This window comes from Pseudomonas sp. XS1P51 (genome assembly GCF_054897845.1).
This window is the reverse complement of the sequence record NZ_CM142707.1, coordinates 2,940,512-2,955,516: the sequence shown is the minus strand read 5'-3', so window position 1 is coordinate 2,955,516 and position 15,005 is coordinate 2,940,512. Positions and strand designations below refer to the sequence as shown.

At 60.0% G+C, this 15,005-nt stretch carries 12 protein-coding genes; 9 read left to right on the top strand and 3 right to left on the bottom strand.

Annotation, left to right across the window (positions count from 1 at the left end):
• The first annotated feature begins 39 nt into the window (after positions 1 to 39).
• The 7 genes from ACYZUD_RS13770 (at position 40) to ACYZUD_RS13740 (ending at position 10,701) form a co-directional block, all read left to right on the top strand.
• Positions 40 to 522 (top strand): sigma-70 family RNA polymerase sigma factor, encoded by a 483-nt coding sequence (locus ACYZUD_RS13770; RefSeq protein WP_462024490.1) that lies wholly within the window; start codon positions 40 to 42, stop codon positions 520 to 522.
• Between the two features lie 148 nt (positions 523 to 670).
• The gene (locus tag ACYZUD_RS13765; RefSeq protein WP_462024489.1) at positions 671 to 2,008 is read left to right on the top strand and encodes a lysine N(6)-hydroxylase/L-ornithine N(5)-oxygenase family protein; all 1,338 of its coding nucleotides are present in this window, start codon (positions 671 to 673) and stop codon (positions 2,006 to 2,008) included.
• 522 nt (positions 2,009 to 2,530) lie between these two features.
• Positions 2,531 to 5,233 (top strand): magnesium-translocating P-type ATPase, encoded by a 2,703-nt coding sequence (gene mgtA, locus ACYZUD_RS13760; RefSeq protein WP_462025039.1) that lies wholly within the window; start codon positions 2,531 to 2,533, stop codon positions 5,231 to 5,233.
• Positions 5,234 to 5,383: 150 nt separating this feature from the next.
• Positions 5,384 to 6,100, top strand: a complete 717-nt coding sequence (locus tag ACYZUD_RS13755; protein ID WP_462024488.1) for an MgtC/SapB family protein — start codon at positions 5,384 to 5,386, stop codon at positions 6,098 to 6,100.
• Positions 6,101 to 6,315: 215 nt separating this feature from the next.
• The gene (locus ACYZUD_RS13750; RefSeq protein ID WP_462024487.1) at positions 6,316 to 6,729 is read left to right on the top strand and encodes a response regulator; all 414 of its coding nucleotides are present in this window, start codon (positions 6,316 to 6,318) and stop codon (positions 6,727 to 6,729) included.
• Positions 6,730 to 6,837: 108 nt separating this feature from the next.
• Positions 6,838 to 7,464, top strand: a complete 627-nt coding sequence (locus tag ACYZUD_RS13745) for a response regulator (protein ID WP_462024486.1) — start codon at positions 6,838 to 6,840, stop codon at positions 7,462 to 7,464.
• Complete coding sequence (locus tag ACYZUD_RS13740; RefSeq protein WP_462024485.1) at positions 7,465 to 10,701, top strand: transporter substrate-binding domain-containing protein; 3,237 nt, start codon at positions 7,465 to 7,467, stop codon at positions 10,699 to 10,701.
• A 3-nt stretch (positions 10,702 to 10,704) separates the two neighbouring features.
• On the opposite strand, the gene dkgB is transcribed toward ACYZUD_RS13740, so the two are convergent.
• From dkgB to ACYZUD_RS13725, 3 genes are all read right to left on the bottom strand, one after another.
• The gene (dkgB, locus tag ACYZUD_RS13735; protein ID WP_462024484.1) at positions 10,705 to 11,508 is read right to left on the bottom strand and encodes a 2,5-didehydrogluconate reductase DkgB; all 804 of its coding nucleotides are present in this window, start codon (positions 11,506 to 11,508) and stop codon (positions 10,705 to 10,707) included.
• 207 nt (positions 11,509 to 11,715) lie between these two features.
• Positions 11,716 to 12,255 (bottom strand): PaaI family thioesterase, encoded by a 540-nt coding sequence (locus ACYZUD_RS13730; protein WP_462024483.1) that lies wholly within the window; start codon positions 12,253 to 12,255, stop codon positions 11,716 to 11,718.
• Between the two features lie 96 nt (positions 12,256 to 12,351).
• Entirely contained in the window at positions 12,352 to 13,260 is a 909-nt protein-coding gene (locus ACYZUD_RS13725; RefSeq protein WP_462024482.1) for a LysR substrate-binding domain-containing protein, read from the bottom strand.
• 104 nt (positions 13,261 to 13,364) lie between these two features.
• On the opposite strand from ACYZUD_RS13725, the gene ACYZUD_RS13720 reads away from it, so the two are divergent.
• The gene (locus tag ACYZUD_RS13720; protein WP_462024481.1) at positions 13,365 to 14,231 is read left to right on the top strand and encodes a pirin family protein; all 867 of its coding nucleotides are present in this window, start codon (positions 13,365 to 13,367) and stop codon (positions 14,229 to 14,231) included.
• A 119-nt stretch (positions 14,232 to 14,350) separates the two neighbouring features.
• Positions 14,351 to 14,977 (top strand): isochorismate family cysteine hydrolase YcaC, encoded by a 627-nt coding sequence (gene ycaC / locus ACYZUD_RS13715; RefSeq protein WP_008011497.1) that lies wholly within the window; start codon positions 14,351 to 14,353, stop codon positions 14,975 to 14,977.
• Positions 14,978 to 15,005 lie beyond the last annotated feature (28 nt).

The following is a 15,005-nucleotide window of genomic DNA, read 5'->3' as shown; positions in this document are numbered from 1 at the left end:
GGCTCAAGGACAGAAACCGCACCCGTGCGGCCGGGAGTCATGTTGGAAAACTACTATCGCGAGCTGGTGTGTTTCCTGAACGCCAAGCTAGGCAACCGTCAGGTGGCCGAAGATGTGGTGCATGACGCTTATCTGCGGGTCCTGGAGCGTTCCAGCGACACGCCGATCGAGCAGCCCCGGGCGTTTCTTTATCGCACGGCGCTCAACCTGGTGATCGACGACCATCGGCGCAATGCCCTGCGTCAGGTCGAATCGCTGGAAGTGCTCGACAACGAAGAGCGTTACTTCTCCCCATCCCCGCACAATTGCCTCGATCACGGTCAGCGCCTGGAGATGCTCCAGCGTGCACTGGCGGAATTGCCCCGGTTGTGCCGCGAGAGTTTCCTGCTGCGCAAGATCGAGGGGATGTCCCATCCGGAAATCGCCGAACACCTGGGTATTTCCCGGGCGCTGGTAGAAAAACACATCGTCAATGCGATGAAGCATTGCCGGGTGCGGATGCTGCAATGGGATGCGCACTGATCGGTTCTGATTCCTAAAAAACAATATTAAATTTTGTTTCATTGTCCTCGTTCCCTATCAACAGACGACCTGCTGTCCTGCTCAAGGCCGGTCAGGTCACTTAGGCTTACTCCCCACTGTTGAGGGGTTCATCCAGAGGACACTGGAAATGACACAGGCAATTGCATCGCCCATCGTTCACGACCTGATCGGCATCGGTTTCGGCCCTTCCAACCTGGCACTGGCCATCGCTCTGCAAGAGCGCGGGCCAAGTCAGGGCGAACTGGATGTTCTGTTTCTCGACAAGCAGGCGGACTACCGCTGGCACGGCAACACGCTGGTGACCCAGAGCGAGTTGCAGATCTCCTTCCTCAAGGACCTGGTGACCCTGCGCAACCCGACCAGCCCTTACTCGTTCGTCAATTACCTCAAGCACCACGGTCGTCTGGTGGACTTCATCAACCTCGGCACTTTCTATCCGTGCCGCATGGAGTACAACGACTACCTGCGCTGGGTGGCCGGGCAATTCACCGAGCAAAGCCGTTACGGCGAAGAAGTGCTGACCATCGAGCCTGTGCTGCACAACCAGCAGGTCGAGGCGTTGCGGGTGATCTCGCGCGATACTCAGGGTCAACAACACGTGCGCAGCACCCGTTCGGTGGTGGTCAGCGCCGGAGGCACACCGCGCATTCCCGAAGCGTTCAAGGCGCTCAAGGATGACGGTCGCGTGTTCCACCACTCGCAATATCTGGCGCAGATGGCCAAGCAGCCCTGCGTGAACAACCAACCGATGAGCATCGCGATCATCGGCGGCGGGCAGAGTGCGGCGGAAGCCTTTATCGATTTGAACGACAGCTTCCCGTCGGTGCAGGTGGACATGATCCTGCGCGGCTCGGCGCTGAAGCCGGCGGATGACAGCCCGTTCGTCAACGAAGTGTTCTCGCCGGAGTTCACCGACCTGGTGTTCCAGCAGGCGAGCAGCGAGCGTGAGCGTCTGGTCAACGAGTACCACAACACCAACTATTCGGTGGTGGACATTGATCTGATCGAACGCATCTACGGCATCTTCTACCGGCAGAAAGTCTCGGGCATTGCGCGCCATGCGTTCCGCACCCTGACCACTGTCGAAAAAGCCACCGCCACCGAGCGCGGTATCGAACTGGCCGTGCGCAACAACGCCACCGGTGAAGTGACGGTTCGTCATTACGACGCCGTGGTGCTGGCCACCGGTTACGAGCGCCAGATGCACCGCAAATTGCTGGCGCCGCTGGAGCAGTACCTGGGCGATTTCGAGGTTGATCGCAATTACAAACTGATCACTGACGAGCGCTGCAAGGCTGGCATCTATATGCAGGGCTTCTGCCAGGCGAGCCATGGCTTGAGCGACACCTTGTTGTCGATCCTGCCGATTCGCGCTGATGAGATTGCCGGTTCCCTGTATGACCATGGCAAGTCCCGTGGGCATGGTCGTTCGGTGATGGATTTGTTGCTAGCCACTGCCAGCTAAAATCCTCGGCGTCTGCGAAGCCGCCATCGCGAGCAGGCTCGCTCCCACATTGGATCTCTGTCTTACACAAAACCTGTGTTCACAGACGATCCCTGTGGGAGCGAGCCTGCTCGCGATAGGGCCCGAAAAAACGATACAAATCCCGAATCCTGAACCCTTCCTGAAGAACCCCGCGATTCCCCCGACCACCCCCCAATACAGCGTTTACTCTCCAGAACTCGCGGCGTATGCTTCGCGCGTTTTCATCAATAGCGGAGATCCACAGTGGGTACTTGTTCGAGTGACAGTCGTCGGCCGGTTTCGATAACCGGCACATCCTCGGCAAGATAACGCGCAAATTTTTGTGCCGTTGTCTCGCCGAAAAGCGAGCAGCGGCATCCCGATCGCGGCCAGTCCTGGTCCGTGTCCCGACGTCCTCTCATCGACGCTGAACCGTGCGTGATGTTCGACTTTTTTGTCGTCATCGCGGCGTATCGACACGCCTGCTCGACGGTTTCCCGGCTGACCCTGGGGGGCAACGCCATGAACCTGACCCTGCTCAAGGAATTCTTCGCCGGATTCCTGCGCACCCGCCACATCGCTCGACACTTCCGTCGACTGGCGCTGCTGGAAAACTTCACCGACACCACGGTCAGCCGTGAGGTGCCGCCGACGCTGGCGCAAACCCTGGTGAGCGCCGCCAACAGCGACACCGGGCAGCTGCTGGACACTCTCGGCAGCCACACCGACGGCCTGAGCGAACTCGAAGCCGATGCGCTGCGCGTGCAATTGGGCCTCAACGAAGTCGAGCACGAGCAGCCGCTGCCGTGGTGGACCCACCTGTGGCACTGCTACAAAAATCCGTTCAACCTGCTGCTGACATTGCTCGCGATCATCTCCTGGCTGACCGAGGACATGAAAGCCGCCACCGTGATTTTCTCCATGGTGGTGCTCTCGACCTTGCTGCGCTTCTGGCAGGAAACCAAATCCAACCAGGCCGCCGACGCCCTCAAGGCGATGGTCAGCAACACGGCCACGGTGATGCGTCGGGGCGCACCGCGCACCGAACTGCCAATCAAGCAACTGGTGCCGGGCGATCTGATCGTGCTCTCGGCCGGGGACATGATCCCCGCCGATTGCCGGGTACTCAACGCCAAGGACCTGTTCGTCAGTCAGGCGGCCATGACCGGCGAATCGATGCCGGTGGAAAAATTTTCCCGGCAGCAGGACGGCGACACCAGCAATCCGCTGGACCTGGACAACATCCTGTTCATGGGCACCAACGTGGTGTCCGGTACGGCGCTGGCGGTGATTCTGACCACGGGCAACAGCACCTATTTCGGCGCGCTGGCCCAGCGGGTTGGCGCCACCGATCGTGCACCGACGTCGTTCCAGACCGGGGTCAACAACGTCAGCTGGCTGTTGATCCGCTTCATGTTCGTCATGGCGCCGCTGGTGTTGTTCATCAACGGTTTCACCAAGGGCGACTGGACCGAAGCGCTGCTGTTCGCGCTGTCGATTGCCGTGGGCCTGACCCCGGAAATGCTGCCGATGATCGTCACCTCGACGCTGGCCAAGGGCGCGGTGTTCCTGTCGCGTAAAAAAGTCATCGTCAAACGTCTCGACGCGATCCAGAACTTTGGCGCCATGGACGTGCTCTGCACCGACAAGACCGGCACCCTGACCCAGGACAAAATCTTCCTCGCACGCAACGTCGATGTCTGGGGCAACGACTCCGATGACGTGCTGGAAATGGCTTACCTCAACAGCTACTACCAGACCGGCCTGAAAAACCTGCTGGACGTGGCGGTGCTCGAACACGTCGAAATCCACCGTGAACTGAAAGTCGGCACGGCGTTTCGCAAGGTTGACGAGATTCCATTCGACTTCACCCGTCGGCGCATGTCGGTGGTGGTGGCCGAGCGGGATCACTCGCACCTGCTGATCTGCAAGGGCGCGGTGGAAGAAGTGTTGGCGGTGTGCACGCGGGTGCGTCACGGCGTGGTCGATGAAGCGCTGAGCGATGAACTGCTGGCGCGGATTCGTCAGGTCACCGCCACCTTCAATGCCGAAGGTTTGCGAGTGGTGGCGGTCGCCGCACGGCCAATGATTGAGGGGCGCGACACCTATAGCCTGGCCGATGAGCAGGAACTGACATTGATCGGTTACGTGGCGTTTCTCGACCCACCGAAGGAAAGCACCGCGCCGGCCCTGAAGGCGCTGGCCGCTCACGGCGTGGCCGTGAAAGTCCTGACCGGCGACAACGAACTGGTGACGGCGAAGATCTGCCGCGAAGTCGGCCTGGAGCAGCAAGGCCTGTTGATGGGCAACGACATCGAGCGCATGTCGGACGCTGAACTGGCAGTGGCGGTGGAGACCACCAACGTCTTCGCCAAACTCACCCCGTCGCACAAGGAACGCATCGTCCGTTTGCTCAAGGGCAACGGCCATGTGGTCGGTTTCATGGGCGACGGCATCAACGATGCGCCGGCCTTGCGCACCGCTGACATCGGTATTTCGGTGGACAGCGCCGTGGACATCGCCAAGGAAGCGGCGGACATCATCCTCCTGGAAAAGAGCCTGATGGTGCTGGAGGAGGGCGTGCTGGAAGGCCGCCGGACCTTCGCCAACATGCTCAAGTACATCAAGATGACCGCCAGCTCGAACTTCGGCAACGTGTTCTCGGTGCTGGTGGCCAGTGCGTTCATCCCGTTCCTGCCAATGCTGCCGATGCACTTGCTGGTGCAAAACCTGCTCTACGACATCTCGCAGATCGCCATTCCGTTCGATAACGTCGATGAAGAAATGCTCAGTAAACCGCAGCGCTGGCAACCGGCGGATGTCGGGCGCTTCATGCTGTTCTTCGGCCCGATCAGCTCGATCTTCGACATCACCACGTTTGCCCTGATGTGGTACGTGTTCGACGCCAACACCCCGGACCACCAGACCCTGTTCCAGTCCGGCTGGTTCGTGGTCGGGCTGCTGACCCAGACGCTGATCGTGCACATGATCCGCACGCCGAAGATCCCGTTCCTGCAAAGCCGCGCCGCCATGCCGTTGCTGGTGATGACCGCCATCATCATGGCCGTGGGGATTTTCCTGCCGATGGGGCCATTGGCGCACTACTTCAAATTGCAGGCGCTGCCATCGCTGTACTTCGTGTTCCTGCCGGTGATTCTGCTGGCGTACATGGCGCTGACCCAGGCGGTGAAGGGCTTCTACATCCGCCGGTTTGGCTGGCAGTAATGCTGCCAAATGTAGGAGCTGTCGAGTGAAACGAGGCTGCGATCTTTTGATTTTGCTTTTCAAAGGCAGGATCAAAAGATCGCAGCCTCGTTTCACTCGGCAGCTCCTACAGGGGATCGTATTAAGGCTGAAGATCCAGGAAATCTACTCATGCAAGCACTCAACAACATCAACCTGACCTCTCTGGTCGACACACTGGTCAGCCTCAGTGCGGCCTTCATTCTCGGCGGTCTGATCGGCTTCGAACGCCAATACCGCCAGCGCACCGCCGGCCTGCGTACCAACGTGCTGGTGGCGGTGGGGGCGGCGATCTTCGTCGATATGGCCAACCGCCTCGGCGGTGCCGAAGGCGCGGTGCGGGTGGTCGCTTACGTGGTCTCCGGCATCGGCTTTCTGGGTGCCGGGGTGATCATGCGCGAGGAGGGCAACGTCCGGGGCCTCAACACCGCCGCAACGCTTTGGGCCTCGGCGGCGGTCGGTGCCTGCGCCGGTGCCGATCTGGTCCTGGAAGCCTTGCTGGGCACGCTGTTCGTCCTGGCGGCCAATACCTTGCTGCGGCCGATCGTCAACAATATCAACCGTCAGCCGCTGGATGTGATTTCGGCTGAAGTCACCAACATCGTTTATGTGATTGCCCGACGCTCGCAACAGAAAGCGGTGCTGGCGCTGCTCGAAGCGGAACTTGAGCACAGCAATTACCCGGCGAGCGATGTGGACGTGCATGCGTTCGGTGCCGATGAAATCGAAGTGGAGGCGACGCTCGCGACGACGTCGGTAGATGGGGACGAGCTGGATGCACTGGTGGCACGGATCTCGACCTCGGCGCTGGTGGTGCAGGCGTTCTGGAGTCCGAGTACGACAGAATAATAGGTGTTGACGGTAAAAGACCGCAGCCTGCGGCAGCTCCTACAGGAATGCGGTGTACTTCTGTAGGAGTTGCCGCAGGCTGCGATCTTTTGAGTTTATTTTCCCCCCTCCACCGGATGTGGCGCCCTGGTTTTTAGGAATAGTCCTACAGAAAGCTCGATGGGTCTTCCGTAGCCTTGCGTTCCTACGAATCTGACACCCTGCTGGGGGCCCATGTGTCGAACAAAGCCTTACGTATCCTGATCGCGGACGAGCAGCATTTTCAGCGGATGAGAATCGAGCGCCTGTTCAATCGGCTCGATTACTACCGGGTGGCACCGGTACAAAGCCTTGCGGAGCTGCTGACCCTGGTCGAGTACGGTGGCGTGCCTTTCGATCTGGTGGTCATCAATGCCTCGTTGGCGAGCGGGTCGTTGGACTTGCTCGATTTCTTCCTCGATAACCCTCAGGTTCATCACACCTTGATCTACGACGGCCAGCGGGCGCAGTTACCGCCAATCCCTGCCTGCGTGCAGCAGAAGGTTCAGGTGAGCCACGCGGCACTGCCTGATCTGGCGTCCGTTCAGCGGCTGATGGCGATCATTGATCCTGCACTACCGTTCGTCGGCACTGTCATTTCTGTCAGGTAGTTTTGCGCGGATTTCCGTGCAAAAGTCTTTGCGCAGCCGCTGCGTATCAACCGGGCCTGGCCCATGGGGTCATTGCCCAATCGTCGTGCCTTCGCACAGGGAGTAGCCATGAAGTCAGCGCTGATAGCGGACGATCATCCAGTGGTTCGCGCTGCAGTCGCAATCGTGCTTAAACAGGAAGGTTTTAAACTGATTTATCAGGTATCCAGCGGCAACGAAGTGTTGCCGATGATCCGCGAACACAAGCCTGATCTGGTGGTGCTGGATCTGGTCATGCCCAGTCTCGACGGGCTGGATGTACTGGCCCGGATCCAGGCCAGTGAGGTGCGGTGCCGGGTGTTGGTGTTCACATCGCAGGAGCCCATGTTTTATCAGGACCGTTGCATGCGTGCCGGCGCTGCGGCGTATGTTTCCAAGACCAACGATTTGCAGCATTTGCACAAAGCCGTGCACGCGGTCATGGCCGGTTATACCTATTTCGTCAAACTGTCCTCCAGCTCGGTTTCATTGAATACGTTGCAACGCAGCGAAAAGGAAATGATCGACAGGCTGTCCGACCGGGAACTGACGATCTTTCAACACTTGGCCCGGGGTGCCGGAAATAAGGCGATCGCCGAGGTCATGCACCTGAGCCACAAGACCGTCAGCACCTACAAGACCCGTCTGATAGAAAAGCTCAACGTGGAGTCCTCGGTGCATTTGAGGGATTTCGCCAAGCGTAATCATCTGATCTGAATGAACGCCTTCCGACGATTGCGTTGCCTGGCCAAGACGTTACTGGCTCTTTGTCTATGGATGTCTGGCGCCTGCGCGCAGCCGCAAACACTGACGTTGCTGGGGCGCTCGAGCGTCGACGGTTACAACGCCGGACTGTCGGAAACCGACTCGCGCTGGCTGCGGCAAAAGGGTCGTTTGGTGCTCGCCGTCTCGGCGCCGGATTACCCGCCCTTCGACATCACCACCACGGGCACGGACTACGAAGGATTGACGGCTGACTACGCCGGTCTGCTCCAGCAGCTGTTGCACGTGGACATAGACGTTCAGCGCTATACATCGCGAGAAGAGGCGGTGCGCGCGATCAAGCAAGGGACGGCTGATCTGCTGGGAACGGCCAATCGTTATGAGGCCGAAGATCCGCAGTTATGGATGTCCAGTGCCTACGCGGTCGATCAACCGGTGCTGGTGACACGCACCGATTCGTCCCAACCGCTGGACCCGGAACTGGCCGGAAAACGCCTGGCGGTGCTGTACCACTATTTGCCCGAGCAGAAAGTGCGGGTGTTCTACCCCAAGGCTGATGTTCAGCTGTTCTCCTCGATGCTGGGGGCGGTGGGGGCCGTCGCGTTTCGTCAGTCGGACGTCTATCTTGGCGACGCCATCAGCGCTCATTACCTGATCAGGAAAAACTACCTCAACAATGTTCAACTGGCCGATTTCTCGCGCATGGAGTCCGGTCGTTTCGCGTTTGCGATGACCCGCGATAACCAACCGTTGCAACGCATCGTCAACCGGGCGCTGGCGGCTGTCACGACCAATGAGCGACTGAACATCTTGCGTCGATGGGGGGCGAGCGGGACGTCCATCGCGGCAACCCGGGCGCTGCATTTCAGCGTGGCGGAGCAACACTGGCTCGATCAGCATCCGCGTTTACGCGTGGCGATCAACCCCAACCTCATGCCGATTTCCTTCTTTGACAGCGAAGGGCGGTTTCGTGGTATTGGCGCAGATGTATTGGCGAAGATCAGCCTGCGCACCGGACTGAAATTCGACATACGGCCTACCCGATCGGTGGCCGAGATGTTCGAGTGGATCAAGACCGGACAGGTCGACCTGGTGGCGGGCATCAGCCCCAGCATCGAGCGTGAAACCGGGTTGCGCTTCACTCGACCGTTCCTGACCAGCCCGAATGTGCTGGTGACTCGCATCGCGCCGGACAGCCCCAGGACCCTGGATGAGATGGCCGGCAAAACGCTGGCCGTGACCCAGGGCAACAGTGCCGGTGAGTTCATCCGCCAGCATTTCCCGCAGATCCGGCTGGTCAATGCACCGTTGACGGCGGATGCGATGGAAATGGTCGCCCAGGGCAAGGCAGACGGCGGCATCAACTCATTGATCGGTGCCCGGATCATGATTTCCCGGCAATACCGGGATCGGCTGCAAGTGACCAGTACCGTCGGCACCGATCCGGCCCGTAGCACCCTGGCGACCAGTCGGGATGCCGTTGAGCTGCATTCGATTCTGGACAAGGCGCTGCTCAGTATCGCTCCCGAAGAAATCGATGAGCTGACCCTCTATTGGCGCAATGATCTGATGGTGGATCAAAGCTTTTGGCTGCGTCATCGTCAGAACATTTTCCAGGCATTCGCCGCTGCCGGGGCCTTGCTGTTACTGGCATTGGCCTGGATCGCGTGGCAGCGTCGGCAGATCCGCCAGCGTCAGCAGTGGCTCAGGCAATTGCAGGACGCCAAGGACGCGGCCGACGATGCCAACCGTGCCAAAACCACGTTTCTGGCGACCATGAGCCATGAGATCCGCACGCCGATGAATGCCATGATCGGCATGCTGGAACTGGCGCTCAAACGTGCGGACGAGGGTGTCACTGACCGTTCCGCCATCGAGGTGGCGTCCACGGCCGCGCAACAATTGCTGGCGCTGATCGGCGACATTCTGGACATCGCCCGCATCGAGTCCGGGCATTTGTCACTGACACCGGAACGGGCCAATCTGCGCACGCTGGTCGAGTCGGTGTGCCGGGTTTTCGAAGGCCTGGCCCGGCAGAAGAACCTGGAGTGGCGCGTCGAACTGGACGAGCACAGCGACCGCGATGTGTTGATTGACCCCACGCGCTTCAAACAGGTTTTGTCCAATCTGTTGAGCAACGCGATCAAGTTCACCCGTGAAGGCGAAGTGAGCCTGACGCTGCAGGTTGAGCCAGGGGTGTCGGGGCATCTGGCGCTCAGCGTTCGCATTGAAGACACCGGCATCGGAATCAGCACGATCGACCAGCAACGGCTGTTCAGCCCGTTCGTGCAGGCCGATAACAACCAGCAGTCAGGTCGACAGGGTTCCGGACTGGGACTGGTGATCAGCCGCACCCTGTGCGAAATGATGGGCGGTCGATTGCAGCTCGACAGCGTCCTTGGCCGGGGTACGCGGATCGACGTCAGCCTTGATTTGCTCGCATTGCAAGCGTTGCCCGCCAGCGAATCAGCGGATAGCGAAGGGCAAGTGCCGACCCGGCCGCTGACGATTCTGGTGGTTGACGATTACCCGGCCAATCGATTGTTGCTCTCGCGGCAGCTGAGCTATCTGGGGCACCGCGTCATGGACGCAGAGGACGGTCAGCAAGGTTTTGAGCGATGGCGCGAGTATGACTTCGATGTGCTCATTACCGACTGCAACATGCCGGTGCTCAGTGGTTATGAACTGGCGGGTGCAATACGCGATGCAGAGCGCAGCCAGGGATTGGAACCGACGCTGATTCTGGGGTTTACCGCCAATGCGCAGCCCGAGGAGAAGACCCGTTGCCTGGAGGCGGGCATGGACGACTGTCTGTTCAAACCGATCCGGCTGGCGGATTTGAGCGTCTGGTTGGCGTCGAGGTTTGCGGGTGGATCGGTGCCGGTGGTCGAAGCACCTTTAGCCCGCGAGATCGACTTGAGCAGTCTGGAGCGATACGTCGGCGCGGACCATGAGCTGATCAATCAATTGTTGCGCGACTTGGCCATGACCAATCGCAGTGACCGGGATGATCTGCTCAAGGCGCATGCCAGTGGCGATCAGCATGTGCTTCAGACGCTGGCGCATCGCATCAAGGGCGGGGCGTTGATGGTCCGGGCGGTCAGTCTGATCGAGTGTTGCGAGCAACTGGAGCGTGCCTGCGGCGAGGGCCGCGCGGCACTGATCGACGACGCCGTCGATCAGTTGCAACAGGCCATGACACGCCTGGACCAAAGCCTCGCGCAGGGCTGAAGCTTAGTCCCAGTGCGGGGCGATGCCTTTGGGGCTGGTCAACCGATGGCCGCGATCCAGGCCGGCGATCAAGGCCATGTTGGCGTCGCTCAACGTCATGGCGCAAGCCTTCAGGTTGCTGGCAAGGTTGGCGCGTTTGGTCGACGAAGGAATGACCGCGTAACCCAGTTGCATGGCCCAGGCGAGGGTGACGTGTGCCGGTGTTGCCTGAAGGCGATCGGCGATTTGCTGGATGACCGGGTCTTTCAGCACTTCGCCGTACGCCAGGGTCATGTATGAGGTGATCTGGATGCCCTGGCTTTGCGCGAATTCAACGACCTTGCGGTTTTGCAGGTACGGGTGCAGTTCGATCTGGTTGGTGGCGATGTTCTCGGCACCGACCGCGGCGATGGCCTGTTTCATCAGGTCGACGGTGAAGTTGGACACACCGATCTGTCGGGTCAAACCCAGTTTTTTGGCTTCGAGCAGGGCGCCCATGAATTCTTCCACCGGCACCTGGTCTTCCGGCGATGGCCAGTGGATCAGGGTCAGGTCCAGGTAGTCGGTTTGCAGTTTTTGCAGGCTTTCCTTGAGGCTGTCGATCAGGCGATCTTTGGCGAAGTTGGCGACCCAGATCTTGCTGGTGATGAACAGCTCTTCACGGGCAATGCCGCTGGCGGCGATGGCTTCGCCGACTTCGGCTTCGTTTTCGTAGATTTGCGCGGTATCGATGGCCCGGTAGCCCAGCTCCAGGCCGGTGCTCACCGAATCGATGACCACCTGGCCTTGCAAGCGAAACGTACCAAGACCGAATGCAGGAATAGACATCAATGACTCCAGGGTTGCAGTGGGAATGGGCACGAGTATCCGCGCCTGCATCCGTGAGAAAAACCGCTGGTGGGGCAAAGCAATGGTTACCGCAAGTCATGAATCGAAAGATCGCAGCCTCGTTTCACTCGACAGCTCCTACAAGGGATTGCGAACTCTGTAGGAGCTGTCGAGTGAAACGAGGCTGCGATCTTTCGATCTTAAGCTCTACCCCCGAGCCTCAAGAATCATGCAAGTGGTAGAGCCCGTCGCATACAACCGCCCATCCACATCGTAAATCCGCCCCTCGGCCAGCGCCGTCGAGCGCCCCAGATGCACAATCTTGCCCTCGGCCCGCACCGGTCCGCTGGCCCCGGTCAGCGCACGCACATAGCTGATGCGCAAATCCAGCGTCGTATAACCCTGGCCCTTTTTCAGCTGGGTATGAATCGCACACCCCATGCACGAATCCAGCAAGGTCGCGGCATAGCCGCCATGCACACTGCCCAGCGGGTTGTAATGCCGCGAGTCCGGTGTGCCCTGAAAGATGAACAACCCGGCAGACCATTCGATGGGAATGAAGTCCATCAGTGTGCCGATGGGCGGCGAGGGCAGTTCACCGTTGCCGATGCCTTCGAAAAACTCGGCGGGAGACAGCGCGCTGACCTCGGCCATCGACAAACTGCCAGGCCCGGCAAGACGCGTGCGCATGGCCTGTTCTTGAGCGATCCATTGGGCGAGCGTGGCGTCGCGGGTGGGGCTTTGCATGATCATGTCCTCGAACAGGGGCGGATATTATGGTTGTAATCTTCGCTAATATTATGCCCGAAATAAAAACTCCGCCAGCCCCGTGTGTCGAGTCCCTCATGCAATATCGCTGTGGCTGAATTCCTCCCCTAAGAAGTCGATCAACGCCCGCACCGACGGCAGCAACCCACGGCGCGACGGGAAAATCGCATGGACGATCCCGCACTTGGGCGCCCAGCCCGGCACCAGTTCCACCAGGCGCCCGGCAGCGATGTCGTCGCGCACCACCACGCTGGGCAGGTGCGCGACGCCAATCCCCGCGAGCACCGCGTGACGCAACGCCAGCAGGTCATCGGTGACCATGCGCGGCGCATGCCGAATCAGCGCGCTGGCGCCGTCCGCGCCGAACAATTCCCACTGATATTCACGCTGCGCCGCGCCCCAGTGCACGCTCGGCAAACCGCTGAGGTCGGCCGGGGAGGCGGGCGACGACAGCCGTTCGGCAAACGACGGGCTGCCCACCAGGCATTGAGTGCTGTTGCCCAGCACCTTCATCACCATGTCGGTGTTTTCCAGCGGCGGAAAGCGCACGCGCAGGGCGATGTCGAAACCTTCGTGGATCAGGTCGACCCGGCGGTTGGTGCTCTCGATGAACAACTCCACCAACGGGTACTTGAGCATGTAGCGGGTCAGCATTGGCCCGACCCAGGAGTTGAGCAGCGCGGTCGGGCAACTGATGCGCACCAGACCCTGAGGCTCGGAGCGGTTGCGTTCGATCAGTTCGGCGGCGCTTTCCGCTTCCACGCGCATGGCCAGGCAACGCTGGTAGTAAGCCTGGCCGATTTCCGTCAGCGAACAATGCCGGCTGGTGCGATGTAGCAGGCGTACGCCGAGGCGCTCTTCGAGTTCGGCGATGCGTCGGCTGAGCTTGGACTTGGGCATGTCCAGCGCCCGCCCGGCCGGGGCGAAGCCGTGGTGCTCCACCACTTGGGTGAAGTAGTACAGCGTGTTGAGGTCTTCCACCATCGTTCTCCAAATAGAACGCTAAAGCCGATTTTTGCAGTCTAGTGCATCAAAGGCTTCGGTTTTAAGCTTTATCCATCGCGTCACACCACAGAATTGGAGGCAGGATGAAAAACATCATCGGTATCTACACCAGCCCACGGACCCATTGGGTCGGCGACGGTTTTCCGGTTCGTACGCTGTTTTCCTACGACAACCTGGGCAAACACATCAGCCCGTTTTTGCTGCTGGATCACGCCGGTCCCGCTGAGTTCACCCCGACTACCGAGCGTCGTGGCGTCGGCCAGCACCCGCACCGCGGTTTCGAAACGGTGACCATCGTCTACAAGGGCGAACTGGAACACCGCGACTCCACCGGCAGCGGCGGCAAGATCGGCCCCGGCGACGTGCAATGGATGACCGCAGCGTCGGGGATCCTCCACGAAGAGTTCCACTCCGAAGGTTTCGCCAAGACCGGCGGCACCCTGGAAATGGTTCAGCTGTGGGTCAACCTGCCGGCCAGGGACAAGATGGCCGACGCCGGTTACCAGACGATTCTCGATGGCGACATCCCGAGCATCCCGCTCAAGGACAACGCCGGCAGCCTGCGCCTGATCGCCGGTGAGTTCGACGGCCACACCGGCCCGGCCCGGACCTTCACGCCGATTGACGTCTGGGATCTGCGCCTCAACGGCGGCAAGTTGCTGACCCTCGATCTGCATGAGGGTCGCAACACGGCGTTGGTGGTGCTGCGGGGCACGGTTCAGGTCAATGGCCTGGAACTGGTGCGCGAAGGGCAATTGGCGTTGTTCGAACGCAACGGCAACCAGATCAGTCTGGAAGCCAATAACGACGCTGTTGTGTTGCTGCTCAGCGGCGAGCCGATCGACGAACCCATCGTCGGTCACGGCCCGTTCGTGATGAACAGCGAGCAGGAAATCCACCAGGCCTTTGCCGACTTCCAGTCGGGCCGGTTCGGTCGGATAAGTGGTTGAATTGATGGCTGTAACGCTGTGGCGTGCCGGGCTTGGATGATTACGCTTGCCTGGCCGCGTTTTAACGAAAAACACTTACGCCGGCCTGTTCGGCATCGATAAAAAGCGAGGATCACCCCATGACTACTTCTTACAAACGTCTCGACAAGGATAACGCCGCCGTTCTGTTGGTCGATCACCAGGCGGGTCTGCTTTCTCTGGTGCGCGACATCGATCCGGACCGTTTCAAGAACAACGTGCTGGCCCTGGCCGACCTGGCCAAGTACTTCAAGTTGCCGACCATCCTCACCACCAGTTTCGAAACCGGCCCCAACGGCCCACTGGTGCCTGAGCTCAAAGCGCTGTTCCCGGATGCGCCGTACATCGCCCGTCCTGGCCAGATCAACGCCTGGGACAACGAAGACTTCGTCAAGGCGATCAAGGCTACCGGCAAAAAACAACTGATCATCGCTGGCGTGGTGACGGAAGTTTGCGTGGCGTTCCCGGCCCTCTCGGCCCTGGCTGAAGGTTTTGAGGTGTTCGTGGTGACTGACGCTTCCGGCACCTTCAACGAACTGACCCGTCAATCGGCCTGGGACCGCATGTCGTCTTCCGGCGCGCAGTTGATGACCTGGTTCGGCCTGGCCTGTGAGCTGCATCGCGACTGGCGCAACGACGTGGAAGGGCTGGCGACCTTGTTCTCCAACCACATCCCGGACTACCGCAACCTGATGACCAGCTACAACACCCTGACCAATAGCAAATAAACCCGGCAACAACACACATTACCTGTGG